This window comes from Petropleomorpha daqingensis, from assembly GCF_013408985.1.
GTDB classification, from domain to species: domain Bacteria; phylum Actinomycetota; class Actinomycetes; order Mycobacteriales; family Geodermatophilaceae; genus Petropleomorpha; species Petropleomorpha daqingensis.
On sequence record NZ_JACBZT010000001.1, the window covers coordinates 156,827 to 179,127 of the forward strand.

Sequence of the window (22,301 nt, forward strand, 5' to 3'; positions counted from 1 at the left end):
GCCCTACGGTGGCCGACGTGCGCGGACCCGTCGGCGACGACGACCTCGAGAAGTGGGAGTCGTCCGCGCAGACGCCGGAGGACCACCGCACCGCCGCCGCCACGCTCCTCGCGTGGGCCGACGAGCCGCACCCGGAGGACGACGTCCCGCCCGCCCGGCTCCTGAGCTCTGCCGCCTGGCACCTGGAGACGGCCGGCGATGCCGAAGACGCGCTGGACCTGCACCGCCGGGCGGTCGAGGCGCCGGGCGAGGTGGTCCCCGATGCGCGCTGCTACCTGCACGGCGCCCTGCTCGAGAGCGGTCGCGTCGACGAGGCCCGGGAGCTGGCGAACGAGATCCGCCGGGAGGCCCCGGCCGACACCGACGTGTACCTGGTCCTGGGCGAGAACTACGCGCTGGCCGGTGATCTGACGCAGGCGCACCGCTGGCTGACGATGGGCGCCGAACGCCTGGAGCGCACGGACCGGCCGATCAACGGCATCGGCGTCTTCCACCTGCTGCGCGCCCGGCGACGGGTGCGGGACAGCCTCGGTCTCCCGTTCGACGACCTCGACGCGCTCGTCCCGCCTATCGCGCAGACCCAGAGCGAGGGTTAGGCGACCAGCGACTCGCGGGTGAGCCAGGCCGTGAACTCGTCGGCCGGCACCGGCGGGAAGTGCAGCCGGCCCTGGACGGCGGTGATGCCCGCGCGCCGCACGAAGTCCTGCTGGTCGACGTCCTCGACGCCCTCGGCGACCGTCTGCAGGCCGAGCCGGTCGGCCATCTGCGCGATGGCCTCGATGACCGCCTGGTCGGCGTCCTCGGTGGCCGCGCCGGCGACGAACGACTTGTCGATCTTCACGACGTCGACCGGCAGCGTGCGCAGCGTGGTGAGCGCGGAGTAGCCGGTGCCGAAGTCGTCGACGGCGATGCCGACACCGATCTCGGCCAGGACGTCGAGGGTCCCCTGCACCGCCGGGGCGTCGAGCACGGTCGACTCGGTGATCTCGATGATGAGCTGCTTGGGCCCGAGCTGGTGCTCCTCGAGCACCTCGCGGACCACCGTCACGAAGTGCGGGTGCGCGAGCTGCAGCGGCGAGACGTTGACGTGCAGCGCGATGCCCGGCCAGCCGGCCGCCTCGGCGCACGCGGCGCGGAGCACCTGCTCGCCGATCGCGTTGCCGATGCCGGTGTGCTCGGCGACGTCGAGGAACTCCGCCGGCGCGAGCAGCCCGCGCACCGGGTGGGCCCAGCGCACGAGCGCCTCGACGGCGAGGCAGCGGCCGTCGGTGGCGTCGACGATCGGCTGGTAGTGGACGACGAACTGGCCGCGGTCTACCGCCTCGCGCAGCTCGGCCTCGAGCAGCGTGGCGCCGGAGACCTCGACCAGCGCGGGTGAGAACACCTGCACGCGGTTCTTGCCGGCGGCCTTGGCGGCGTACATCGCGAGGTCGGCCTGCTGCACCACGTCGCTGGCGGTCGACCCGGGCTGCAGGCAGGCCAGGCCGAGGCTGGCGCCGAGCTGGACCCGGCGGCCCTCGAGGGTGACCGGGGCCGAGAGCAGCTCGACCAGCCGCTGGCTGATCCGCCGGGCGACGTCCGGCTCGGCCTCCCGCAGCAGCACGCCGAACTCGTCGCCACCGAGGCGGGCGCAGAGGTCCTGGTCGCGGAGGGCGCCGAGCATGCGGGCGCCGATGTGCCGCAGCAGCTGGTCGCCGGCGGCGTGCCCGAAGTCGTCGTTGACGACCTTGAAGTCGTCGAGGTCGAGGAAGAGCACCCAGGTGCGGTCCTCCGCCTCGACGGTGGCCTCGTCCAGCGCGGCGGTGAACGCGGCACGGTTGGCCAGCCCGGTGAGGGTGTCGGTGAGCGCCTGCTCGGCGAGGTCGCGGTGCGCCTGGCTGCTGCGCATGGCCAGCGCCACCTGGTTGTTCAGCGACTGCAGCGCGGTGACGGCCTCGGTGGGGACGACGTCCGGGGCGCCGACCAGCATGAACGCGCCGGGGAACAGCCCGGTGTGGTTGGGGAACCGCGGCAGCGGGATGCGCAACCAGGTGTCGCCCCCGTCGAACGGCTTCGGGGTCTCCTCGACCTCGCCGGTGGCGCCCGCGACGAGGTCACGCGGCAGAGTGGTGAGGCCGAGGTCGCCGGTCTGCTCGACGACGCGGAGGTTCTCCTCGTCGACGGCGACCACGATCACCTTCAGGTCGGGCGTCATGCGGGCGACCTCCTCGACCGCGCGCCAGCCCTGGGTGCGGATGGCCCGCGGGTCGGTGAGGCCGAGCAGGTTGGTGCCGAGCTGGCGCAGCGCCCAGTCTCGGCCGCGGGTCTGCTCGCGCTGGAGCATGCCCAGGGCGAGGTGGCGCGCGCCGATGAAGGTCAGGCCGAGCACCGGGATCGAGCTCAGCACGGGACTGAGGTCGGTGCCCCCGCCGTTGCCGGGGACGAGCGGCCAGCCCAGCGTCGCTCCGACCAGCGCCGCGCCGAGCGCGACGGCGTAGAGGCCGACCCGCCAGGTGCGGCCGTACATGACGCGGAACCACATGGCGGGGAAGACGATCCCGAAGGCGACCGCCGGCATGGCGCAGCCCAGCGCGAACGCGGTCACCGCCACGATGTCCAGGAGATCGAAGCCGACGACCACCCTGCGGGTCAGGTAGCGGTAGGTCCAGGAGACGGCCAGGGCCAGGCTCGAGAAGGCGAGCAGGACCGGCTGGACGTGATGCGCACCGACCAGTGCCGCGGGGACGGTGAGCAGCAGCGAGACGAGCGCGATGACGAAGAACAGCCACCGGGTGCGCTCCACCGGCTGGGTGGGTCGCGCCAGGCGCCGTCGCACACGTGCGGCGGTGCTGCTCATCGGGCTCCTCGGGTCGGGCAATCTCCGCAGTGATCGACGTGCCGACCCCGCTTCTGAAGCCGTGCAGACCGTCTCACCCCGAGGGGTGGGGCCTGGTTTCAATCGACGCGGACGAAGCTATGGCCGTTCCAGTGCCAGCGCACGGTAATGGGTATCGAGGGCCCGCTGGCGTGCGAGTCGTCCGGCCCGTACGCCTTCATCCCGGCCACGATGTCGCCGTTCTCCACGCGCAGCCCGGCCGGGTCGTAGACCGGCGGCAGGATCGTCTGCTCGCGCAGCGTGCGCGGGCTGGGCAGCCCGGCGATCAGCTGGTCGTGGGCGTTGAAGACCTGGACCTCCTCGACCAGCCCGTTGGAGGGCTGCGGGTGGCACTGCAGCAGGACGACGGTGTCCGGCTTCCCGTCGCCGTCCAGGTCACCGGTGGCGGTCGCCTCGAGCTTCACGTCGAAGGAGGCGTAGTCGGGCGTCTTGCTCTTCTCGGTGCCGGCGCCCTTGTGCAGGCTCACCTGGAAGCCGGTGGGGACGACGCCGTCGCAGGTCACGATGTAGGTGGCCTCGGGCCAGTCGTGGTCGGTCGGCACGGTCTTGTCGGCGCAGCCGGCAAGCAGCACGCAGGCTGCGAGTAGGCCGAGGGTGCGCCGCATCGTTCGAGTCCCTTCCGGAACCGATCGTCCTCTTCCACGGGCGACGTGGTGACGGTTCGGGAGTCGAGGTCCCCCGCATGAGCGAGCCCGATCGGCTCGTCGGTCGAGTCGCTCCCTGTCGCGATCAGGGGGTCACCGCATAGTGACGACGTGGCACCGGCTGACCATGGTGGCGCTGCAGTTTTGCCGTCCTCATCAGCGAGTCACCGGCCCACGAACGGCGGCTCAGGCCGTGCCCGTCATACCGAAGTCCTTTGCCGGACAACGGCCCGCGAAGCCCCACTCGCGCGTGCTCGGGGCGGCTGGGCTGACTGAGTGGCAACACACGCAGTGCGATTGAACCGGAGGCCGGAACCTAGTGCCGCCGAAGGCGATCCATGTGCTAACGACATGGCATGGGGAACATCAAGTGTCCGCGGCGCGCACAGAACCAACGACGCGCTGCGAAGACTGAACCGTCGAGATCACGGGAAGACGAGCAGCCTTGGAGCGGACGGCGGAAGACTGTGGGACGGTCACGAGGTGGCGACTTCCTGGACTCTCGCCGAGTTACGCGCTGAGTACGAACGGTACGCGCGAGAGGTCAACGCGGCCGATCTGCGACCGAGCACGAAATCGACCTACCTGCAGCACGCCGACCGCTTTGTCCGCTGGCTCGCCGGGGAAGTCCGTCTTCCCCCGTCGCGCTAACAGCAGGCAGCAGACCACCACGACTATCACCAATGCCAGTGACTCAGACCCCTAGTACGTGGATCGTGATGATTGCACCGGGCGGTTCACCATCCGCGACCGTGCGTTTACTCGCACTCAAGTGGTCCACGCGGTCGTCAGCCGCCTGAGCCGACCCCTTCCACTGTCGAAACCCGAAAACACCCTCGAGCGCATCGAGCGTGGGCTTGACCAGGTTGTCTAGGTCCCAGATCTCGTTGGCGTTCCGCGCAGCAGGTGTGCGGAAATCGATGCCCACCGCGAAGCGCGGCGATCTTGGGACCACCAGTACACCGCTGGCCGCGACCGCGAACCGAACTGCCTCTTTCCATGGCGTCTCGGCCGCCGACGAGTAGGACGCCGGGCGGCCCTGGACCTCCAGGGTGACGAGATGCCGGCCAGGCAGATCATGCCCCGTCACGTGCGGTCGGCTTCAACCGGAGCTACGTGCGGTCCAAGCACTGCGCGTCGCGCGGCGGTCAGGAGGAACTCCTCGCTTCCGCATACCTCTGCCCGTCGTCTCGACCAACAGATGTCGCCAGGTGCTTCCCTGGGGAAGTCATCATGACGGGTCCTGCAGCTCGTATCTGCCGGGACCCGAGCGACGAAGCAATTGCCAACCCGCGTGATAGACAGCATGACTGCCGAAAGGGCATGCGTCCGCGGGCACCGGAGAGTGGTCCTATGCAGAGGTGTACTGGGTCCACGTGAAGCCATCCCACCAGCGCAATGGCGCTACGCCTTGAGGGTCGACGTACCAACCCGGGGGTGGCCCGCTTGGCTGGGGAACCGGCGGCGGCACGTATACGGGTCGTGGAGCGGCAGGGTATACCGGGAAAGATGACTGCGACTGTTCCGCAGCGGCCGCCTGGGCCAGTCGTTCAGTGAATGACACGCGTGGGGTCACATTCTCGCCCTGGTGAAGGCTGAGTTGATGATCGCACACGCGACACTTCTTGGTGGTCATCATGCCTAGCTCGGAGAAGCCAGCGGTCGCGAGAAAGGCGCCGGCCCGGCCTGAGTTGCGGCCGAGGTTGGCGATTCCCGAGTTGGTGCACTTTCGGCAGTCCCTGCAGGCCGACACGACCCTCTGCTTGCCCATATCTCTGACCACCCCCACGCACTGAACAGAGGAGCTGACCGCAGACCGTAACCGATGAATCGCCCGTGCGGCCAGAGCAAGACTCCCTGCAGAGGCTCGCGCTATGGGCGCCAGCGGCGGCGCCAGGCGAGCGCCTCAGGATCTATTGCGGTGCGCGGTGCCAAGGGAAGACACAGAGGTACCACCCGCTCCACCTGCGGACCTGGTCGTCGCCTACCCCTCACCGACACCTCATCCCATGTGGGTGGCGTCGCGGCGCGTCGACAGTGCGAGGCGCAGTTCGGTGAGAAAGTGCCCCCTCGTGAGCGCATCCGAAGATGCAGTCGACCGGATCGCAGAGGCCCCCAGCCCTTACGAGCACCCCGTCGAGGTAAGGCGGCCGACGCCGACCAGAGGACTCCGACCACTGGTTGTCATCCCGTCCCTTGTGGCGCTGTTGGCCCTTGCACTGGCCGGCTTCGTCCTACTCACCCGGGGCGAAACCAAGGCCGATATTTCTGCAGCTCGTCAGGCGGCGAGCAATTCGGCGGCAGCTTTGATGCGGGAGGCACAGCGGGCAGCGAGCGCTTCGGCGAGCGCCGCTCAGGCAACGATGCAAATTCGATTCCAGGAAACATTGTCCAGCGCCACCGCCAGCGCTTACAGCGATGGTGTCACGGCCGGCCAGAGCCAGGGCTACCAGACTGGATTCTCAGCCGGCCAGTCGTCCGGTTACTCGGCCGGGCAGTCGTCGGGTTACTCCGCCGGCTATGCAGAAGCGATGCGACAGGGCGCGATGTCGGCGGCGAATCAACTCAGTCAGCAGCAGTTCCTGTGCCAGCTGGCTCATGGCACTACCGCGGTGTGCTGCTGATTTCTGAGGGGGGAGCCGCCTTCTCCTCGCAAGCCCCCCCGACGAGGGAATCGACCAGGTCGCCAGCAGGTGTGATACGAGTCTGTAGGACGGCCTCGGCTGATGAGTTCCGACAGAGGCGCGGCCTGAATGCGCAGCAGCGTGCGGGTCGGCGTCGTCAGCACATGGGCGGGTTCAAGACTCAGCGCACAGTCATGCATCGATGCTTGCGCTCGAGAGCGACTCCCAGAACACCGCCTCGCTGATCACCCGGACGCCGAGCGCGCGGGCCTTGGTCGCCTTGCCCGACTGCGAGTGCGGATCCGCGCAGATGAGGGCGCCGGTCTGCTTCGACACCGACGACATCGGCTCCAGGCCGGCGTCTCGCGCCGCCTGCTCCAGCACCGCCCGCGGTCGGCGCATCGCTCCGGTGAACACGATCTTCGTGCCGGGCGGGAGGAAGGTGTCCGGCTTCCGCGGCACCGAGACCTGAGCCCCGCTGCGGACGGCGGTGAGCGCCAGGTCGACGTCCTTCGCGGTCATGCCGAGCAGGACGGCGACCTTGTCGAGGTCGGCGCGCTCGTCGTCGGTGACCACGCCGTCGGCGTAGGCGGCGGTGGCCAGCGCCTCGAGGTAGAGCCGGTGCGCGGTGAGCACGTGGTCGCGGCCGCAGCCGAGCTCGGCTGCGAGCGCCATCAGCTGCTCGGCCTCGGGGACGCTGACCAGCCGGTCCTCGAGCACCTGGTCGAGCACGGTCAGGTACGGGGCCATGCTGGGCGGCGCGTCGTCCAGCGACGGCAGGGCGGCGACCAGGCCGCCGAGGTAGCCGTCCCGCTCGCGGACGACCGCGGTGGCGGCGTCGCGCGGCAGCGTGCGGCACGGCTCGCAGTCGACGACGGGGGCGTCGAGAGCGGTGTCGACCAGCTCGTCCCAGGAGTCCTCGAGCGCCTCGAAGCCCTGGTAGCTGCCGTCGTCCGCGAACTGCACGTGCACGCCGGCGCCGGCCAGCGAACCGTCGCCGAGCGGCGAGGACAGCATGTGCAGCATCAGCTCGGCCGTGGCGCGGGCGTCGTGCAGCGCCGCGTGCCCGTGGTCGAGCGGGATGTCGACAAAGCCACAGAGCGCCTGCAGCGAGCGCGTGCCCGGGCCGAAGAACAGCGGCGCCAGCCGCATGGTGCACAGCGTCGGCGAGAGGTCGACCGGCACGCCGGCGCGGGAGAACTCGCGGGCGAGGAAGCGCAGGTCGAACAGCGCGTTGTGAGAGACGACGACGCGACCGGCGAGCAGAGACGCCAGGTACGGCGCGACGTCGGCGAACGTCGGCGCCTCGACGACGTCGGCGGCACTGATGCCGTGCAGGTGAGTCGGTCCGACGTCCCGGCCCGGGTTGAGCAGCGTCTCGAACTCGTCCTCGACCTCACCGCGGTCGTCGAGCAGGACGACGCCCAGCTCCACGATGCGGTCCGTCGTCGGCGACAGCCCGGTGGTCTCCACGTCGATGACGGCAACGGTCACGACCGCTCCTCTGCGCGTGCAGTGCGCAGCCACCCTTTGTTCGAGCGCCGCGCGACGTCGCGGCGGACCATCGCACGCTTGACACCCTCAACCTTGCTTTTCGCGTTGATCTTGGGCGCACCCGTCCCACCGTTCTCAGCGGCCCCTACGGTGAGCGCGTGACCGGTCCCGCGTGGCCCCGCGCCGCCGGGCCAGGACCGGTGGTGGCGCTGGGCAAGCTGGTGGCCGATCAGGTGCTCTCGTTGTCCGAGCCGTTGGTCGTGGGCGGTCAGCAGCGGGTGGTGCGGACGACGACCGCCGGTGGTGCGCCGGCCAACGTGACGGCGAACCTGGCGCGGCTGGGCGTGCCGACGCGGTTCGTGGGCTGGGCCGGCGTCGACGGTGTGCTCGACGACCTGAGTGCCCGCGGCATCGAGATCGCGGTGGTGCGGCGCGGGCGGACGCCGGTGTCGACGGTGCTGGTGCATCCGGACGGCGAGCGGACGCTGCTCAGCGACGGCGGTTCGGGTGGGCTCGAGGTCGCCGACGTCCGCTCGGAGTGGGTGGCCGATGCCGCCGTCCTCCACCTCGACGGCTACGACCTGCTGCGCTACCCCTCGGCGCTGCAGGCGGCGGCCGAGCTGGCGCGGGCGGCCGGGGTGCCGGTCAGCGCGGACGTGGCCGCGGCGACCCGGATCCGGGGTGACTACGCCGGGCTGCTGGCCTCGCTGCAGGCTGACGTCCTGTTCTGCAACGCGGCCGAGGCCGACGTGTTGGGGATGGCGGCCGAACTGCCCGACTGGGCGCCGGAGTTGGTCCTGGTGCACGACGGCCCGCGACCGACCCGGGTCCGGATGCGCGAGGGGACCTGGGAGGTGCCGGTCGAGCCGATCCGGCCGCGGGACACCACCGGCTGCGGCGACGCCTTCGCCGCCGGCGTGCTGGCCGGCTGGCGCGCGGGCTCGTCAGTGCTCGACGCCGTCCGTGAGGGACATGCCGCGGCCGCGGTCGTGGCCGGTGTGGTCGGCCCCCAGCCGCCGTAGGGTGCGCGCCAGCCTCCTGGGGGACAGCCCGATCGAAGGGGTGCAAGCCATGCACCTGTTCCGCGGCTCCACGATCGCACTCGCGCTGTGCCTGGCGGTGGCGGGCTGCGGCTCCGGCACCGAGACGGCCGCGTCGAGCGGCACGACGTCGTCCGGACCTGCCATCCACCGCACGGCCGAGTTCGACGCGATCGGCGTGATCGGCCACTCGGGCGCGACCGGCGCCAACTCCACGGGCGAGGGCCCGGACGTTCCAGGGAACAGCTGGGCCACCGGGGACAACCCGGTCGTCAACAGCGTCTACCTGCGCCTCCTGGCCGATCACCCGGCACTGAAGGGCCACAACTACAACACCGCCAAGGACGGCAGCGACGCCTCAGCGCTGATGGGCCAGGCCGAGGCGCTGCTGGCGATGGATCCAGTGCCCGACCTGGTCCTGGTCAACAGCATCGACAACGACATCCGGTGCGACGGCTCCGACGAGGCCAACTACGACGGCTTCGAGACCCAGATCGACGACGTCCTCACCCACCTGGAGAAGAACGCGCCCGGCATCCGGGTCTTCTTCGTCGACCAGTGGACGACGGTCGCGAAGTACGACGATGTCGTCGCGCCCCTGCCCGGTGGTCTCGCGCACGGCACCGACAGCGGGCCGTGCGGCGTGTTCAACGCCGATGGCTCGCGCGACCTCGAGGGCGAGACCTACCTGCAGCAGCAGGTGGACGCCTACATGGACCGGATCATCGCCGTCTGCGGCCGGCACGACGACTGCGCCACCGACCAGAAGGCGATGCAGGGGATGCCCCTCGAGGCGGCCGATCTCGCGCCGGACTTCGACCACCTCGCGGCGAGCGGGCTGGCCAAGGAGGCGGCGATCGCCTGGGAGGCGCTGCCCTCGGACTGGAAGTGACCGCCTGCGCCCCGCCCGACGAAGACTGATTCTGTATTTCGGCAGACGGGTGTCCTAACGTTCCGGTATGTCGAACACCGCCGCCCCGAGTGACCCGTCGCCCGTTCCCGACGCCCCGGTGACCACGTCCGTGGACAACGCACTGCAGCTCCTGCAGCTGGTCGGCGAGCGCCAGGCCCTGCGCGTGGCGGAGGCGGCAGACCTGCTCGGAGTGGCCCGATCCACCGCTCATCGGCTGCTCGCCGCGCTGCGACGCCGCGGGTTCGTCGCCCAGGACCGGCCCAACGGCGCCTACCGTCCCGGCCCGGCGCTGTACGAGATCGGACTGGCCGCCGTCAGCCGGATCGACATCCGCCGCGTGGCCCGCCCCGTGCTGGACCGGCTCCGCGAGATCACCGAGGAAACGGCCAGCCTGGCGGTGCTCGAGGGCACGACCGTGCGGTTCGTCGACTGCGCGGAGAGTCTCCGGTCGGTCCGGGTGGGCAACCGGACCGGCATCGTCCGCCCGGCCCACGCATCGGCCGTGGGGAAGGCCATCCTCGCCAGCCTCTCCGACGCCGAGCTCGACCGCCGCTACCCGGAGGAGTTGCTGCCACCGGCGACCACCTCGGCAGCGTTGACCCTGACCAGCGAGCTGCGTGCCGAGCTGGAGACGATCCGCGCGCAGGGCTACGCCTTCAACTGGGAAGAGAGCGCCGACGGGGTGTGCGCCGTCTCGGTGGCGCTGCGCGACACCGTGGGCCAGCCGTTGGCCGGGCTCGGCATCGCCGCCCCGAGCAGCCGGATCGGCAGCCCGGATGCGCTGCGCGCCTTCGTGCCGGCGCTGCAGGAGGGGGCCGAGGCCGTGCTGGTGCGCCTCCGCACCCCGTCACGGGACTGAGGTCGACCCGGCCCGATCGACTCAGCATTCGGCCCTGCGGAACTCGTGCCGACTTTCTTCCGCAGGCGTGGACACCTTGTGATCCAGCTCCCTAATGTGGGCTGCGTCTCGCCCCGGCGTCGCGACACGGCCGAGCCCGAGCCGGCTTCGAGAAGGCGCGCGACACCCGAAGACCCAGCCCGATGACAACGAAGTTCTGGAGGCGCACGTGCGTAGAGGTGTCAAGGTCATGGCGATGGCCGCCTTGCTGAGCATCACGGCCGCCTGCGGCAGTGGCAGCAGCAACGACGCCGGGGGGTCGAGCGGTAGCGGGGGCCTGACCGACGTCACCGTCGGGATCGTCCCGTTCACGCCGAACGCTGTGCTCTTCCTGGCGCAGAAGAACGGCATCTTCAAGAAGCACGGCCTGAACGTGACGACCGAGAAGGCTGCGGCGCCGACGCCGATCGTCGCCTCGATGGTCGCGGGCAAGCAGCAGTTCGGCTTCCTGACCACGCCGGTGCTGGTGAACGCGAGCTCCCAGGGCACCGACGTCAAGTGCGTCTCCCCCATCGACGGCCAGATCTCCCCCGACCGCGATGCCAGCGCGCTGGTGGCCTCGAAGGACAGCGGGATCACCGACCTGAAGGACCTGGGTGGCAAGAAGGTCGCCGTCGTCCAGCTCTCCAGCATCAACCTCATCGGCGCGCAGAAGCTGATCACCGACGCCGGCGCGAAGGGCACCGAGTACGTCGCCATGCCGTTCCCGCAGATGCCCCAGGCGCTCGCCGACGGCCGCGTGGACGCCGCGGTGATCACCTCGCCGTACGTGGAGTCCGCCCTCGAGGCCGGCGCCGTCCCGCTGGCGCACCCGAGCTCGGACCTGTGGCCGAACGGCACCATCTACTGCTACGCCGCCACCGCGAACTACCTGAAGGAGAACCCGAAGGTGGCGCAGGAGTTCCACGACGCCATGGTCGAGGCGATCACGTACACGAAGGACCACGAGGACGAGGCGAAGGCCACCCTGGTCGACGGCCTGGGTCTGTCGGCCGAGCAGGCCCAGGCGCAGGTCATCCCCAGCAACTTCGTGCCCGAGATCAACACCGACTCCATCGCCAGCATCGAGAAGGTGATGGTCGAGCAGGGCGCGATCAAGAAGGAAGTCGACCCCGCCGACCTGGTGTGGAACCCGCAGGGCTGACCCCTGCGCACGAACGGTCCGGGCGGGCCGGCTCCGGCCCCGCCCGCCCGGACCGTCCTGCCTTCCGTCTGCGGCGCCGGCTCGGCGCTGTGACCCGCAGAAAGGACGGATCCGTCATGCACGAGCAGACCGGTCGGCGCAGCGGCCGAGGGGGTGGCCGGCGGTGAGGATCCTCGACAGTCGCTGGTTCAAGCTGACCACGCGCGTGCTGGTCGTCGCCGCCGTCCTGGGCCTGTGGCAGTACGTCGCGGTCAGCGGGGTGCTGGGCAGGGACGCCTTCCCGACCATGACCGGCACCATGGCCGAACTCGGCCGCGAACTGCAGACGAGCGATCTCTGGCAGGCGGTGTGGGACACCGTCCGCGGCTGGGGCCTGGGGCTGCTGATCGGCGGCTCGCTCGCGATCGTCGTCGGCACCCTCCTGGGGTTGAACCGCTTCGCCTACCTCAGCGTCATCCCGGTGATCGAGTTCCTCAAGACCGTCCCGGTGATCGCGATCCTCCCGCTGGCCATCGTCGTGTGGGGCGCGAGCCTGGAGATGAAGGTGTTCATCGTCGCCTTCGGCGTCTTCTGGCCGCTGACCATCCAGGTGATCTACGGCGTTCGCGCCGTGGACCCGGTGGTGCGGGACACGGCGATCACCCTGCGGCTGCGCGGTCTGCGCAAGTTCGCCGGCGTGACCCTTCCCAGCGCAGCCCCGTTCATCGCGACCGGCCTGCGGATCGCGGCGGCCGTCGGTCTGATCCTCGCGGTGATCGCCGAGCTCATCGGCGGCGCACCGGGACTCGGGCTCAGCATCCTGACCTCGGTCAACGCCGGCCCGAGCCGCCTCCCGGCGACCTACGCCTTCATCCTCGTCACCGGGATCGCCGGGGTCGTCGTCACCAGCCTGTTCGCCTACGCCGAACGACGCCTCCTGCACTGGCACGAGACCCAGCGCAACAACGCATCGAGGGCAGCATGACCATGGCCGAGACCCCCAGCGGCACCACCACCGAGCCCGCCGTCGACAGCCGGACGGCGTCCCCGGACGTCCCGTCGGTCGCCGACCCGCTGGTGGCCGCGGCGACCACGCCGTCCCAGCAGTTCTCCGCCCGGTCGCGCAGGCGGGGCCTGACCTCGCTGCGCAAGACCGTGCTCAGCATCTGGCGGCTCTGGTTCTTCGCCGTCGTCCTCGTCCTCTGGTGGTTCCTGTCGGCCGACAGCACGAACACGTTCTTCCCGCCGCTGAAGAACATCCTGACCCAGCTGTGGGACCTGTGGGTGATCGGCGACGCCCGCTCCGAGCTGTGGTCCAGCCTCGAGCACTTCGCCGTGGGTTACGCCATCGCCGGCATCGCCGGAGTGCTGATCGGCGCGCTGCTGTGGAAGTTCCACCGGGTGGGCGAGGCCGTCTCCCCGGTCCTCTACTTCGTCTACGTCATCCCGACCGCCGCCCTGCTCCCCGCGATCATGGCGATCATGGGCATCGGCGCGTCGATGCAGATCACCATCATCGTGCTCGCCGCGATCTGGCCGACCCTGCTCAACACGCTGGACGGGATGCGCGGCACCGACCCGGTCAAGATCGACACCGCCCGGGCGATGCACCTCTCGGCGACCCGCACGGTGTGGACCGTGGTCCTGCCCGGTGCGATGCCGCAGATCATGGCGGGGCTGCGCCACAGCCTCCAGATCGCCGTGATCATGATGGTGGTCAGCGAACTGGTCGCCTCGAACTCGGGGATCGGCTTCTTCATCCTCGAGGCCCAGCAGCGCTTCGCGATCACCGACATGTGGACCGGGATCATCGTCCTGGCCCTCATCGGCAGCGTGCTGACCTTCCTCTTCATCCTCGTCGAGCGCGTCGTCCTGGCGTGGTACCTCGGCGCCCGCGCCGTCGAACAGAAGGGCTGATCCCGTGACCCGCTCCCAGGTGGCCACCGGCGAGACGACGGAGGGCGGCATCGAGCCGGTGCTCTCGGTCCGGTCGCTGCGCAAGGCCTACAACGTCGGGCGACCGAACGAGAAGCTGGCGATCGCCGACGTCTCCTTCGACGTGGCGAAGGGTGAGTTCGTCTGCGTCGTCGGCCCCAGCGGCGCCGGGAAGACGACGATGCTCCGCTGCCTGAGCGGCCTGCTGTCCCCCACCACCGGTGAGGTCCGGTTCGAGGGCAAGAAGCTGCAGGCGGTGCCGGACCGGCTCAGCGTCGTCTTCCAGGACTACAGCCGCTCGCTGTTCCCGTGGCTGACCGTCAACCGCAACGTCGCCGTCCCGCTGAAGGTCGCCGGCGTGCCGAAGAAGGAGCGCGAGGCCCGCATCCAGGAGGTGCTGCACGCCGTCGGCCTCGGCGACGTCGGCAAGAGCTACCCGTGGCAGCTGTCGGGCGGCATGCAGCAGCGGGTGGCCATCGCCCGGGCACTGGCCCACCAGCCGGACATGCTGCTGATGGACGAGCCGTTCGCCTCGGTGGACGCGCAGACCCGCTTCGACCTTGAGGACCTCATCCTCCGGGTGCGCCGGGAGCTGGACATCACCGTGGTGCTGGTCACCCACGACATCGACGAGGCCGTGTACCTGGCCGACCGCGTCGTGGTGCTCAGCGGGGCACCGAGCACCGTGGCCGAGATCGTCGACATCCCCCTCGGCCGTCCGCGCAACCAGCTGAGCACCCGGTCCAGCCAGACCTTCGGCCAGCTGCGCAGCCACCTGATGCGGCTGGTCACCTCGCACTGAGCCCTCCGGCTCACCCCCACCCCTGCGCCGAGGAGCACTCCTTCATGTCCACACCCGCAGCCGAAGCCCTCCTCGATGTCATCCGGGACTGGGGCGCCGACCGGCTGTTCACCTGCCCCGGCAGCACCGAGGCCGCCGTCCTGGACGCGCTCGTCACGCGCAAGGACGTCGAACTCGTGCTGACCACGCACGAGGCCGTCGCCGTGTCGATGGCCGACGGGCTGGCCCGGGTCACCCGCAAGCCCACCGTGGCCTACCTGCACGCCAACGTGGGGCTGACCAACGGGCTGAGCCACCTCTACGCCGCGCAGCTGGCCTACTCCCCCGTGGTGGTGCTCAACGGCATCAAGGCCTCCTCGATCCAGGCCCGCGAGGGCTTCACCACCGGCCGGCGGATGCGCGACCTGGTGCACCAGTACGTGAAGTCGGACTGGCAGTCGCTCACCACCGAGGCGATCCCCGAGGACGTCAACCGGGCCTTCCGGACGGCGGTGACCGAGCCGGCCGGACCGGTGTGGGTGGCACTGAGCCAGGACCTGCTGGAGAGCCCCGCCCCGGTTCCCGTGCCGGAGGTGCACGGGTTCTCCTTCGACTCCCGCACCGCGCCCTCGCCGGGCGCCGTGCGTGCGGCCGCCGACCTGCTGCGCTCCGCCGAGCGGCCGTTGCTGGTCGCCGGGAGCGAGCTCGCCCGGGTCGGTGCGGTGGCCGACCTCGTCGCCCTCAGCGAGCAGCTGGCCGCCCCGGTCGTGCACGAGGACCGGCGCGGGTTCGAGCGTCCCGGCTTCCCCACCGACCACCCGAACTTCCGCGGGCAGTACGAGATCGGCCACCCGCTGGTGCAGGAGGCGGACCTGCTGGTCTTCCTCGGCGCCCGGGTGTTCAACGAGTTCGAGCCGGCCAAGGTCGCGCCGCTGCCGGCCGGCGTGCCGATCGTGCACAGCCACACCGACCCCCGGCACGTGGCGATGATCTACGGGGTCGACGTCGGCCTCGTCGGCGACCAGCAGCTGGTGCTCCAGGCCCTCTCGGCCGCGCTCCCGGCGGCCGCCGACCGCGTGGTGCCGGCGGCCCTGCCGCGGCCGCACCGCACGCCCTCGACGGGTGGCGCGCTGACCGCCTCGGACGTCGTCGACGTGATCACCGAGTCGCTGCGCGGGGTCGCGCTGGTCGGTGACGCCACCACCGCCGGCGGCATCCTGCAGCAGCGCGCCCACCAGCACGGCGGGGACGACTACTTCGTCTCCACCTCGGGCTCGCTGGGCTGGGGCATGGGCGCCGCGCTCGGCATCCAGATGGGCATGCCCGACCGCCGGGTCGCGGCCGTGCTCGGCGACGGGGTGTTCCAGTTCGGCGCCCCGGCGCTGTGGTCCGCGGCGCGCAGCGGCCTGCCGGTCACCTACGTGGTGATCAACAACGAGCGCTACGCGGCCGTGGGTGCGGCGCTGCGCCGGTTCGACGGGCAGGCCGTGGAGCGCGGCGACTTCCCGGGGATCGACATCGCCGGACCCAACATCGCCGACATCAGCACCGGCTTCGGGGTGCCCGGCCAGCGCGTGGACACCCTCGCCGACCTCCGCGAGAGCCTCGAGGCCGCCCGCACGGTCGACCACCCGACGCTCATCGAGGTGATGACCGACCCGACGCACTTCGGCCCCTGAGGCGGCCCAGGCGCACGAACGGCCGAGGTCCGGTGAGGACCTCGGCCGTTCAGCGGTTCCTGGTCAGCGCCGGACGGTGACCCGGGACCGCTTGGGGTCCAGCACCGGGGCACCGTCGGGGAGCGCCACCCCGACCGCCAGCTCGGCGGTGCCGGCCTGCTCGTCGACGGCGGTGACCTCCGCGGTGAGCGTGACGGTCGAGCCGACCGGGCAGGGGGCCCGCAGGCTCACCGCGGTCGACACGAGCCGGTCGTCGCCGCCGACCCAGTCACCCACCGCCTGGAGCAGCAGCGCCAGGTTCAGCATGCCGTGCACGATCACCCCGTGCGTCGGGCTGGCGGTCGCGGCGTACTCGGCGTCCCAGTGCAGCCGGTTGAAGTCACCCGACGCGCCCGCGTAGCGGATCAGGTCGAGCTGCCCGACGGTGTGCTCCCGCGGCGGCATGGTGTCCCCCACCGTCAGCGCGGTCACGCCGCAGCCCCCAGGTAGGCGATGGTCTGCCGGCTGGTGACGACCGGCTCGTCCTGCTCGTCGACGCAGCTGATCTGCAGGGTGAGGTAGGTGTGCGCCCCCCGGTCGGTGATGTCGGTGATCTGCGGCGTGCAGGTCAGGACGTCGCCGCTGGCCACCCGGCGGTGGAAGTCGTACTCCTGGCCGGCGTGCACGATCGGGCCGGAGCCACCGAGCTGGTCGTCCTCGCGCAGCAGGGCGGCGCCGCGCATCACGGTGAAGCAGGCGGCGAAGATGTGCGGGGCGACCGCCGGGGTTGCGCCGGGCTCGGGCAGGGGAAAGCCGGTCGCGGCGGCGTACTCCTCGATCTTGGCCCGGCTGACCTCGTAGCGGTAGCTGGGATAGCGGTGACCGGTTCTGGTCTTGTCGACCACGCGGTTCCTCCTCGGGGGTCGGTTGTCAGATGGACGGACGGGGCGGCACGGACGGCCCCGCCGAGCGGGCAGCGGCCAGCACCTGGTCGCCCAGTGCGGCCGCCAGGTCGCGGGTGCGGCCGAACCGGGCCGCGACGGTCTGGCCGCGCTTGAGGTGCAGGTGCAGCGGGTGCTCCCAGGTGAACCCGAGGCCGCCGTGCACCTGCAGGCACTGCCGGTCGGCCAGCGCGAACGCGCGCCGGCTCTGGACGGCGGCCGCCAGCACCGCCGCGCGCGCCGAGGCGGCCTGCGCCTCGACCTCGCCGGCGGCTGCCCAGACCGCGCTGCGCGCGAACTCGAGCTCGACGTGGACGTCGACCAGCGCGTGCCGCACCGCCTGGAAGCTGCCGATCGGCACGCCGAACTGCCGGCGCGCGCTCGCGTGGGCGACGCTCGTCCCGAGCAGCCACCGGGTCACGCCCAGCAGGTAGGCGGCGCCGCCGAGCCGGCCGAGCGCGAGCGCGCCGACGCCGTGCGGCGGCACCGGGATGCCGGCGCCCCGGTCGAGCTGCGGCGCCCGCCAGTAGCGCTCGTCCGGGTCGGCCGTGGCGGCCGGTTCCAGCGGCCCCAGCGCCGCGGCGTCCACCAGCCGGTCGCCGGTCTCCCCCGCCACGACGACCACGGCCGCTGAGTCCAGGTCCGGCCCGCGCAGGGTGTCGTCCACCGCCGAGGCCAGCCCCTCGCCCGCGAGCACCTTTGCCAGCGTGCCGGTCGAGGGGGCGCCGGCCGCGGCCAGCGCGGGGACCGCCATCCACGCCGTCTCGACCAGGGGGCCGCGCACCAGCAGGTAGCCGGCCTCCTCGGTCAGCAGGGCCAGGTCGGAGGGCAGCAGGCCGAGCCCGCCGTCGTCCTCGGGCAGGAGCGCGCCGAGCAGGCCGGATTCGGCGATCGCCTGCCAGCGGGACCCTGCGGCCGCGAAGACCGCCTGCGCGCCGGCGACCAGCTCGCGCTGCGCCGCGGTCGGGCGGAACAGCCGCATCGTCGGTGTCACCGCGGCAGCCCGAGGATGCGGTCGGCCACCACGTTGTGCTGCACCTCGGCCGTGCCGCCGTAGATGCGGCCGGCGCGGCTGTGCCAGTAGTCCAGGTGCTCGGGGGTGCCGCCGCCCAGGCGCGCGTCGCCGAACAGGTCGGCGCCGAGGGTGACCAGGTCGACGTCGAGCTGGCTGGAGAAGAGCTTGACCAGGCTCGAGTCCGCCCCGGCCGGCTCCCCGCCCCACTGGGCGGTCAGCCGGCGGTAGGTGTGCGCCCGGTAGGCGTACAGCCGGGCCGCCGCCTCACCCAGCTCGCGCCGCACACCGGGGACGGCGTCCGGCGGTAGATCCGCGAGCACGTCCGAGGCGAGCGCGGCCAGCCGCTGCTCGCTGCGGACCGGGCCGCCGGTGTCCGGGCCGCGCTCGAACGAGAGCAGGGTCATGGCGACCGTCCAGCCCTCGCCCTCTCCCCCGATGCGCTGGTCGGCGGGCACCCGGACCCCGGAGAAGAACACCTCCGCGAACCCGGTCCGCCCGTGCACCTGGCGCACCGGGCGCACCTCGACGCCGGGGCTGCGCAGGTCGATCGCCAGGCAGGTCAGTCCTCGGTGCCGGTCGCCGGCCGACCCGGTGCGCACCAGCCCGAAGATCCAGTCGGCGAACCGGCCGTACGTCGTCCAGGTCTTCTGCCCCTCGACCACGTACTCGTCGCCCGACCGCGTCGCGCGGGTGCGCACACCGGCCAGGTCGCTGCCGGCCTCGGGCTCGGAGAAGCCCTGCGACCACACGTCCTCGGCCCGCAGCATCCGCGGCAGCCAGCGCCGCTGCTGATCGGGCGTGCCGAACCGCATGAGGGTGGGGCCGAGGAACCGCAGCGACGGCCGGGTGATCCGCACCGGTCCGCGGGCCCGTTCGTACTCCTCGGTGAAGATCGCCTCGTGCAGCAGGTCGCCGCCGGCACCGCCGTGCTCGCGGGGCCAGGAGATGCCGGCGTAGCCCGCGTCGTGCAGGGTGCGCTCCCAGGCCTGGTGCGCCCGGAAGCCCTCCTCGGTGTCGGGGTCCGGCAGGCCGCCGGGGGGCAGGTGCGCGGCCAGCCACTCCCGCACCTGGGCGCGGAAGGCCTCGTGGGCGGGCGGGATCGGCACCGCCATGCCCGCTGCGGTCATCGGCCGCTGCCGGGTTCGGCCGCGCTGAGCCGCCACTTGGCGATCTTGCCCGTCGCCGTGCGGGGCAGCTCGTCGACGAACCGCACCACGCGCGGGCGCTTGAACGCGGCCATCTGCGTCCCGGTGAACGTCCGCAGCTCCTCGCCCTCGAGCCGGTCGCCGTCCCCCGGCGTCCGGACCACCCAGGCGACCACCCGCTCGCCGAAGCGCTCGTCGGGTTCCCCGGTGACCGCGACGTCGCGGACGCCCGGGTGCTGGCGGAGGACCTCCTCGACCTCCTGGGCGGCGATGTTGAACCCGCCGGACAGGATCATGTCCTTGCTGCGGCCGGTGATCGCCAGCCAGCCGTCCTCGTCGAGGGTGCCGATGTCGCCGGTGGCGAACCAGCCGTCGGCGTCGGTGAACGGGGACGCCGCGGCGGCGCCGACGTACCCGGCCCCCACCGCGTACGACCCGGGCGGACCCGACCGCACCAGCACCTCGCCGGAGCCGGTGGACGAGCGGGCGCCGGTCTCCAGGTCGGCCACCGCCAGCTCGACGCCGGGGAGCGCACGGCCCGAGGACCCCGGCCGGGAGGTGAACTCCTCCGGCGGCAGCGCGGTGGCCATGCCGGTCTCGGTGGAGGCGAAGAACGTCCACAGCTCCGTGCCCGGCAGCATGCGGGCCACGGTCTCCCGCAGCTCCCCCGTCATCGGCTCCCCCGTGACGCTGAGCACCCGCAGGCTGGCCAACCGCTCGCCCACCGGCATGCCGGAGAACGCCAGGTCCCTGGCGATGGTGGGCACCATCCCGGTGACGGTCACCGCGTGGCGCTCGACCGCCTCGACCAGGGTGGCCGGGCGGGCGTCGGCGGACAGCACCGTGCGGCCACCGGTGAGCAGCCCGCCCAGCAACCGCACCTGGCCCACCCGGTGTCCCAGCGGTGTGGAGATCAGCACCGTGTCGGCCGGCGTCAGGCCGAGCAGCACAGCGGGACCGAGGAAGGTACCCAGCGCCTGGTTGGCCTGGGTCAGCCGCACGCCCTTGGGCAGGGCCGTCGTGCCGGAGGTGTAGAGGACGGCGGACTCCTCGTTGCGGTACGGGCGGACCGGGCCGGCGTCGGCCAGCGCCGCCTCGTACCGGTCGCCGACCAGCAGGACGTCGACGTCCCCGCCGAGGCCGGCCAGCACGTCCCCGCGGTGCCCGGCCGCGTCGGAGACCAGCAGCGTGATCCCGGCGTCCTCGACCAGGTGCCGGACCTCCCGGTCCTGGTAGCGGTCGTTGACCGGCACCACGCCGATCCCGGCGAGCTGGCAGGCGAAGAAGGCCTCGGCCCACTCGCGCCGGTTGGCCAGGTACAGGCCGACCCGGCTGCCGGCGTGGGGCGCGAGGAACCCGGCCAGGGCCTGCACCCGCTGGGCGAACTGCGCGAAGGTCAGCTCGCCGTCGGCGTCGACGATCGCGGTCGCACCGGGCCGCCGCGCGGCGACCCAGCGCAGCTGCTCGGCGACCGTCCAGGAATGTGTCATCGCGCCGGCTCCCGTCAGATCGTGCGGCCGCCGTCGACGGACAGCACGCTGCCCGTCATGTAGTCGGAGTCGGACGAGGCGAGGAACACGAGGCTCGGCGCGATCTCCTCCGGGCCGGCCCAGCGGCGCAGCGGGATCATGCCGAGGAACTTCTCCTCCAGCTTCGGGTTCTCCCGCACGTTGGCCGACATCTCGGTGGCCGCGATCGGCAGCAGCGCGTTGGCGGTGACGTTGTGCCGGGCCAGCTCGACGGCGGCGGTCTTGACCAGCGCGACGACGCCGGCCTTCGCGGCGGCGTAGTTGCCCCCGCCGACCTGCCCGCGCTTGGCCGCCGGAGAGGTGAGCGCCACGAACTTGCCGTGGCCCAGCTCGATCCAGTGCGGGATGAGCGCCTTGAGGCAGACGAAGGTGCCGGTCAGGTTCACCTTCACCACGCGCTCGAAGGACTCCAGGGTCATGTCCTTGAGCATCGCCGGACCGACGATCCCGGCCGAGTGCACCAGCACGTCGACCTGGCCGCCCCAGGCGATCACCTCGCCGACGGTGGACTCCACCTGCTCGGGCGAGGTGATGTCGGTGCCCCAGGCGCGGGCCTTGCCGCCGGCGTCCTCGATCTCGGCGACGACCGACTCGGCCGCCGCCACGTCGAGGTCCAGGACGGCGACGGTGGCGCCCTCGGCCGCCATGGCGACGGCGCCGGCGCGGCCGATGCCCCGGCCGCCGCCGGTCACGACGACGGTCTTGTTCTCCAGGCGGTTCATGAGTCGGTTCCTCCGGGGGTGGCGAGCTTGAGGGCGGTCAGGGCGTTGGTCTTGAGGACCTTGGGGCGCACGGCGTCGTCGATGTCGAGGCCGGCGAAGTCGCGCATCCAGCGCTCCGGGGTCAGCAGCGGGAAGTCGCTGCCGAAGAGGACCTTGTCCGAGAGCATGCGGTTGACGTACTGCAGCAGCTTGGGTTCGAAGTACTTCGGCGACCAGCCGGACAGGTCGATGTAGACGTTGGGCTTGTGGAGGGCGACGGCCAGCCCCTCGTCCTGCCACGGCACCGACGGGTGGGCCATGATGATCGTCAGGTCGGGGAAGTCGGCCGCGACGTCGTCGAGGAACATCGGGTTCGAGTACTTCAGCCGGACGCCGCCACCGCCACGCATCCCGGTGCCGATCCCGGTCTGCCCGGTGTGGAAGACCGCCGGGACGCCGGCCTCCTCGATCGCCGCGTACAGCGGGTAGAAGCGCATGTCGTTCGGGTAGAACGCCTGCGTCGACGGGTGGAACTTGAAGCCCCGGACGCCGTACTCCCCCACCAGGCGGCGGATCGACCGCAACGCGACCTTGTCCCGCCAGGGGTCGACGCTGCCGAACGGGATGAGCACGTCGGCGTGCCGTGCCGCGAGGTCGGCGACCTCCTCGCTGGACACCGGCGTCCGGCCCGTGGCGCTCTCGGTGTCCACCGCGAAGACGACGCAGGCGATGTCCTGCTCGCGGTAGTAGGCCGCCACCGAGTCGACCGTGGTCTGCGCTCCGCTGCCGAACAGCTTCGACGTGGCGGCCTGGAACTCGCGGCTGGTGTCGTCCGTGCCGGCGCCGCCACCGCCCTCGGTGATGTGCACGTGCACGTCGATCGCCCGGCGGGCGACGAGCGCCGCGGTCGCCTCTGGGGCCGGCCCACTCATGCGCGCTCCCTCGTATTGTTCTTGACAGCAGAACACTGTCCCGATAGACACAA

At 71.7% G+C, this 22,301-nt stretch carries 22 protein-coding genes; 10 read left to right on the plus strand and 12 right to left on the minus strand.

Annotated features, from left to right (window positions below):
• The first annotated feature begins 17 nt into the window (after window positions 1–17).
• Window positions 18–596 carry a tetratricopeptide repeat protein gene (locus GGQ55_RS00785; RefSeq protein ID WP_366488497.1) on the plus strand — a complete coding sequence of 193 codons (579 nt, stop codon included), beginning with the start codon at window positions 18–20 and terminating at the stop codon, window positions 594–596.
• Here GGQ55_RS00785 and GGQ55_RS00790 read toward each other — a convergent pair.
• From GGQ55_RS00790 to GGQ55_RS28130, 4 genes are all read right to left on the minus strand, one after another.
• Window positions 593–2,836 carry a putative bifunctional diguanylate cyclase/phosphodiesterase gene (locus GGQ55_RS00790; RefSeq protein ID WP_179714667.1) on the minus strand — a complete coding sequence of 748 codons (2,244 nt, stop codon included), beginning with the start codon at window positions 2,834–2,836 and terminating at the stop codon, window positions 593–595. The two genes, GGQ55_RS00785 and GGQ55_RS00790, sit on opposite strands and share 4 nt — an antisense overlap.
• Before the next feature lie 98 nt (window positions 2,837–2,934).
• Entirely contained in the window at window positions 2,935–3,447 is a 513-nt protein-coding gene (locus tag GGQ55_RS00795; RefSeq protein ID WP_179714668.1) for a hypothetical protein, read from the minus strand.
• A gap of 766 nt (window positions 3,448–4,213) precedes the next feature.
• Window positions 4,214–4,609 (minus strand): RusA family crossover junction endodeoxyribonuclease, encoded by a 396-nt coding sequence (locus tag GGQ55_RS00800; protein ID WP_179714669.1) that lies wholly within the window; start codon window positions 4,607–4,609, stop codon window positions 4,214–4,216.
• 261 nt (window positions 4,610–4,870) lie between these two features.
• Window positions 4,871–5,290, minus strand: coding sequence for a DUF2510 domain-containing protein (locus tag GGQ55_RS28130; protein WP_179714670.1), 420 nt, complete (start codon window positions 5,288–5,290; stop codon window positions 4,871–4,873).
• Window positions 5,291–5,717: 427 nt separating this feature from the next.
• On the opposite strand from GGQ55_RS28130, the gene GGQ55_RS00810 reads away from it, so the two are divergent.
• On the plus strand, window positions 5,718–6,143 hold the full coding sequence (locus GGQ55_RS00810) for a FliH/SctL family protein (protein ID WP_179714671.1): 426 nt from the start codon (window positions 5,718–5,720) through the stop codon (window positions 6,141–6,143).
• Between the two features lie 192 nt (window positions 6,144–6,335).
• Here GGQ55_RS00810 and GGQ55_RS28135 read toward each other — a convergent pair whose 3' ends face one another.
• Window positions 6,336–7,637, minus strand: coding sequence for an exonuclease domain-containing protein (locus GGQ55_RS28135; RefSeq protein ID WP_179714672.1), 1,302 nt, complete (start codon window positions 7,635–7,637; stop codon window positions 6,336–6,338).
• Window positions 7,638–7,795: 158 nt separating this feature from the next.
• Here GGQ55_RS28135 and GGQ55_RS00820 point away from each other — a divergent pair, with 158 nt between their 5' ends.
• The 8 genes from GGQ55_RS00820 to GGQ55_RS00855 all read left to right on the plus strand — a co-directional run bounded on the left by GGQ55_RS00820 (window position 7,796) and on the right by GGQ55_RS00855 (window position 16,006).
• Entirely contained in the window at window positions 7,796–8,659 is an 864-nt protein-coding gene (locus GGQ55_RS00820; RefSeq protein ID WP_179714673.1) for a carbohydrate kinase family protein, read from the plus strand.
• A 49-nt stretch (window positions 8,660–8,708) separates the two neighbouring features.
• Window positions 8,709–9,569 carry a hypothetical protein gene (locus GGQ55_RS00825; RefSeq protein ID WP_179714674.1) on the plus strand — a complete coding sequence of 287 codons (861 nt, stop codon included), beginning with the start codon at window positions 8,709–8,711 and terminating at the stop codon, window positions 9,567–9,569.
• Window positions 9,570–9,636: 67 nt separating this feature from the next.
• Window positions 9,637–10,449, plus strand: coding sequence for an IclR family transcriptional regulator (locus GGQ55_RS00830; RefSeq protein ID WP_179714675.1), 813 nt, complete (start codon window positions 9,637–9,639; stop codon window positions 10,447–10,449).
• A gap of 235 nt (window positions 10,450–10,684) precedes the next feature.
• Window positions 10,685–11,632 carry an ABC transporter substrate-binding protein gene (locus tag GGQ55_RS00835; RefSeq protein ID WP_179714676.1) on the plus strand — a complete coding sequence of 316 codons (948 nt, stop codon included), beginning with the start codon at window positions 10,685–10,687 and terminating at the stop codon, window positions 11,630–11,632.
• 163 nt (window positions 11,633–11,795) lie between these two features.
• Window positions 11,796–12,596, plus strand: a complete 801-nt coding sequence (locus GGQ55_RS00840) for an ABC transporter permease (protein ID WP_179714677.1) — start codon at window positions 11,796–11,798, stop codon at window positions 12,594–12,596.
• Window positions 12,593–13,528: an ABC transporter permease gene (locus GGQ55_RS00845; RefSeq protein ID WP_179714678.1), complete on the plus strand. Its 936-nt coding sequence runs from the start codon at window positions 12,593–12,595 to the stop codon at window positions 13,526–13,528. The genes GGQ55_RS00840 and GGQ55_RS00845 overlap by 4 nt, the downstream gene beginning before the upstream one ends.
• A gap of 4 nt (window positions 13,529–13,532) precedes the next feature.
• Window positions 13,533–14,348 (plus strand): ABC transporter ATP-binding protein, encoded by an 816-nt coding sequence (locus tag GGQ55_RS00850; protein WP_218859109.1) that lies wholly within the window; start codon window positions 13,533–13,535, stop codon window positions 14,346–14,348.
• A gap of 44 nt (window positions 14,349–14,392) precedes the next feature.
• Window positions 14,393–16,006 (plus strand): thiamine pyrophosphate-binding protein, encoded by a 1,614-nt coding sequence (locus GGQ55_RS00855; RefSeq protein ID WP_179714679.1) that lies wholly within the window; start codon window positions 14,393–14,395, stop codon window positions 16,004–16,006.
• Between the two features lie 63 nt (window positions 16,007–16,069).
• On the opposite strand, the gene GGQ55_RS00860 is transcribed toward GGQ55_RS00855, so the two are convergent.
• Genes GGQ55_RS00860 through GGQ55_RS00890 form a run of 7 tightly spaced genes read right to left on the minus strand, consistent with a single transcriptional unit; the run spans window position 16,070 to window position 22,248 of the window.
• Window positions 16,070–16,477 (minus strand): MaoC family dehydratase, encoded by a 408-nt coding sequence (locus GGQ55_RS00860; protein ID WP_179714680.1) that lies wholly within the window; start codon window positions 16,475–16,477, stop codon window positions 16,070–16,072.
• On the minus strand, window positions 16,474–16,890 hold the full coding sequence (locus GGQ55_RS00865; protein ID WP_179714681.1) for an FAS1-like dehydratase domain-containing protein: 417 nt from the start codon (window positions 16,888–16,890) through the stop codon (window positions 16,474–16,476). The genes GGQ55_RS00860 and GGQ55_RS00865 overlap by 4 nt, the downstream gene beginning before the upstream one ends.
• 25 nt (window positions 16,891–16,915) lie before the next feature.
• Window positions 16,916–17,920 carry an acyl-CoA dehydrogenase family protein gene (locus GGQ55_RS00870; protein WP_179714682.1) on the minus strand — a complete coding sequence of 335 codons (1,005 nt, stop codon included), beginning with the start codon at window positions 17,918–17,920 and terminating at the stop codon, window positions 16,916–16,918.
• A complete protein-coding gene (locus GGQ55_RS00875; protein WP_179714683.1) occupies window positions 17,917–19,068 on the minus strand; it encodes an acyl-CoA dehydrogenase family protein in 1,152 nt (383 codons plus the stop codon). The genes GGQ55_RS00870 and GGQ55_RS00875 overlap by 4 nt, the downstream gene beginning before the upstream one ends.
• Window positions 19,065–20,576 carry a class I adenylate-forming enzyme family protein gene (locus tag GGQ55_RS00880; RefSeq protein WP_179714684.1) on the minus strand — a complete coding sequence of 504 codons (1,512 nt, stop codon included), beginning with the start codon at window positions 20,574–20,576 and terminating at the stop codon, window positions 19,065–19,067. The genes GGQ55_RS00875 and GGQ55_RS00880 overlap by 4 nt, the downstream gene beginning before the upstream one ends.
• A 14-nt stretch (window positions 20,577–20,590) precedes the next feature.
• A complete protein-coding gene (locus GGQ55_RS00885) occupies window positions 20,591–21,337 on the minus strand; it encodes an SDR family NAD(P)-dependent oxidoreductase (RefSeq protein WP_179714685.1) in 747 nt (248 codons plus the stop codon).
• Window positions 21,334–22,248 carry an amidohydrolase family protein gene (locus tag GGQ55_RS00890; RefSeq protein ID WP_179714686.1) on the minus strand — a complete coding sequence of 305 codons (915 nt, stop codon included), beginning with the start codon at window positions 22,246–22,248 and terminating at the stop codon, window positions 21,334–21,336. The genes GGQ55_RS00885 and GGQ55_RS00890 overlap by 4 nt, the downstream gene beginning before the upstream one ends.
• Window positions 22,249–22,301: the final 53 nt, after the last annotated feature.

Excerpts from the sequence above, each read along its gene's own strand:
- GGQ55_RS28130 (WP_179714670.1), bottom strand. The coding sequence starts at position 5,290 with ATGGGCAAGCAGAGGGTCGTGTCGGCCTGCAGGGACTGCCGAAAGTGC.
- GGQ55_RS00875 (WP_179714683.1), bottom strand. The coding sequence starts at position 19,068 with ATGACCGCAGCGGGCATGGCGGTGCCGATCCCGCCCGCCCACGAGGCC.
- GGQ55_RS00885 (WP_179714685.1), bottom strand. The coding sequence starts at position 21,337 with ATGAACCGCCTGGAGAACAAGACCGTCGTCGTGACCGGCGGCGGCCGG.
- GGQ55_RS00890 (WP_179714686.1), bottom strand. The coding sequence starts at position 22,248 with ATGAGTGGGCCGGCCCCAGAGGCGACCGCGGCGCTCGTCGCCCGCCGG.
- GGQ55_RS00835 (WP_179714676.1), top strand. The coding sequence starts at position 10,685 with ATGGCCGCCTTGCTGAGCATCACGGCCGCCTGCGGCAGTGGCAGCAGC.
- GGQ55_RS00830 (WP_179714675.1), top strand. The coding sequence starts at position 9,637 with ATGTCGAACACCGCCGCCCCGAGTGACCCGTCGCCCGTTCCCGACGCC.
- GGQ55_RS00825 (WP_179714674.1), top strand. The coding sequence starts at position 8,709 with ATGCACCTGTTCCGCGGCTCCACGATCGCACTCGCGCTGTGCCTGGCG.
- GGQ55_RS00790 (WP_179714667.1), bottom strand. The coding sequence starts at position 2,836 with ATGAGCAGCACCGCCGCACGTGTGCGACGGCGCCTGGCGCGACCCACC.
- GGQ55_RS00880 (WP_179714684.1), bottom strand. The coding sequence starts at position 20,576 with ATGACACATTCCTGGACGGTCGCCGAGCAGCTGCGCTGGGTCGCCGCG.
- GGQ55_RS00845 (WP_179714678.1), top strand. The coding sequence starts at position 12,593 with ATGACCATGGCCGAGACCCCCAGCGGCACCACCACCGAGCCCGCCGTC.
- GGQ55_RS00855 (WP_179714679.1), top strand. The coding sequence starts at position 14,393 with ATGTCCACACCCGCAGCCGAAGCCCTCCTCGATGTCATCCGGGACTGG.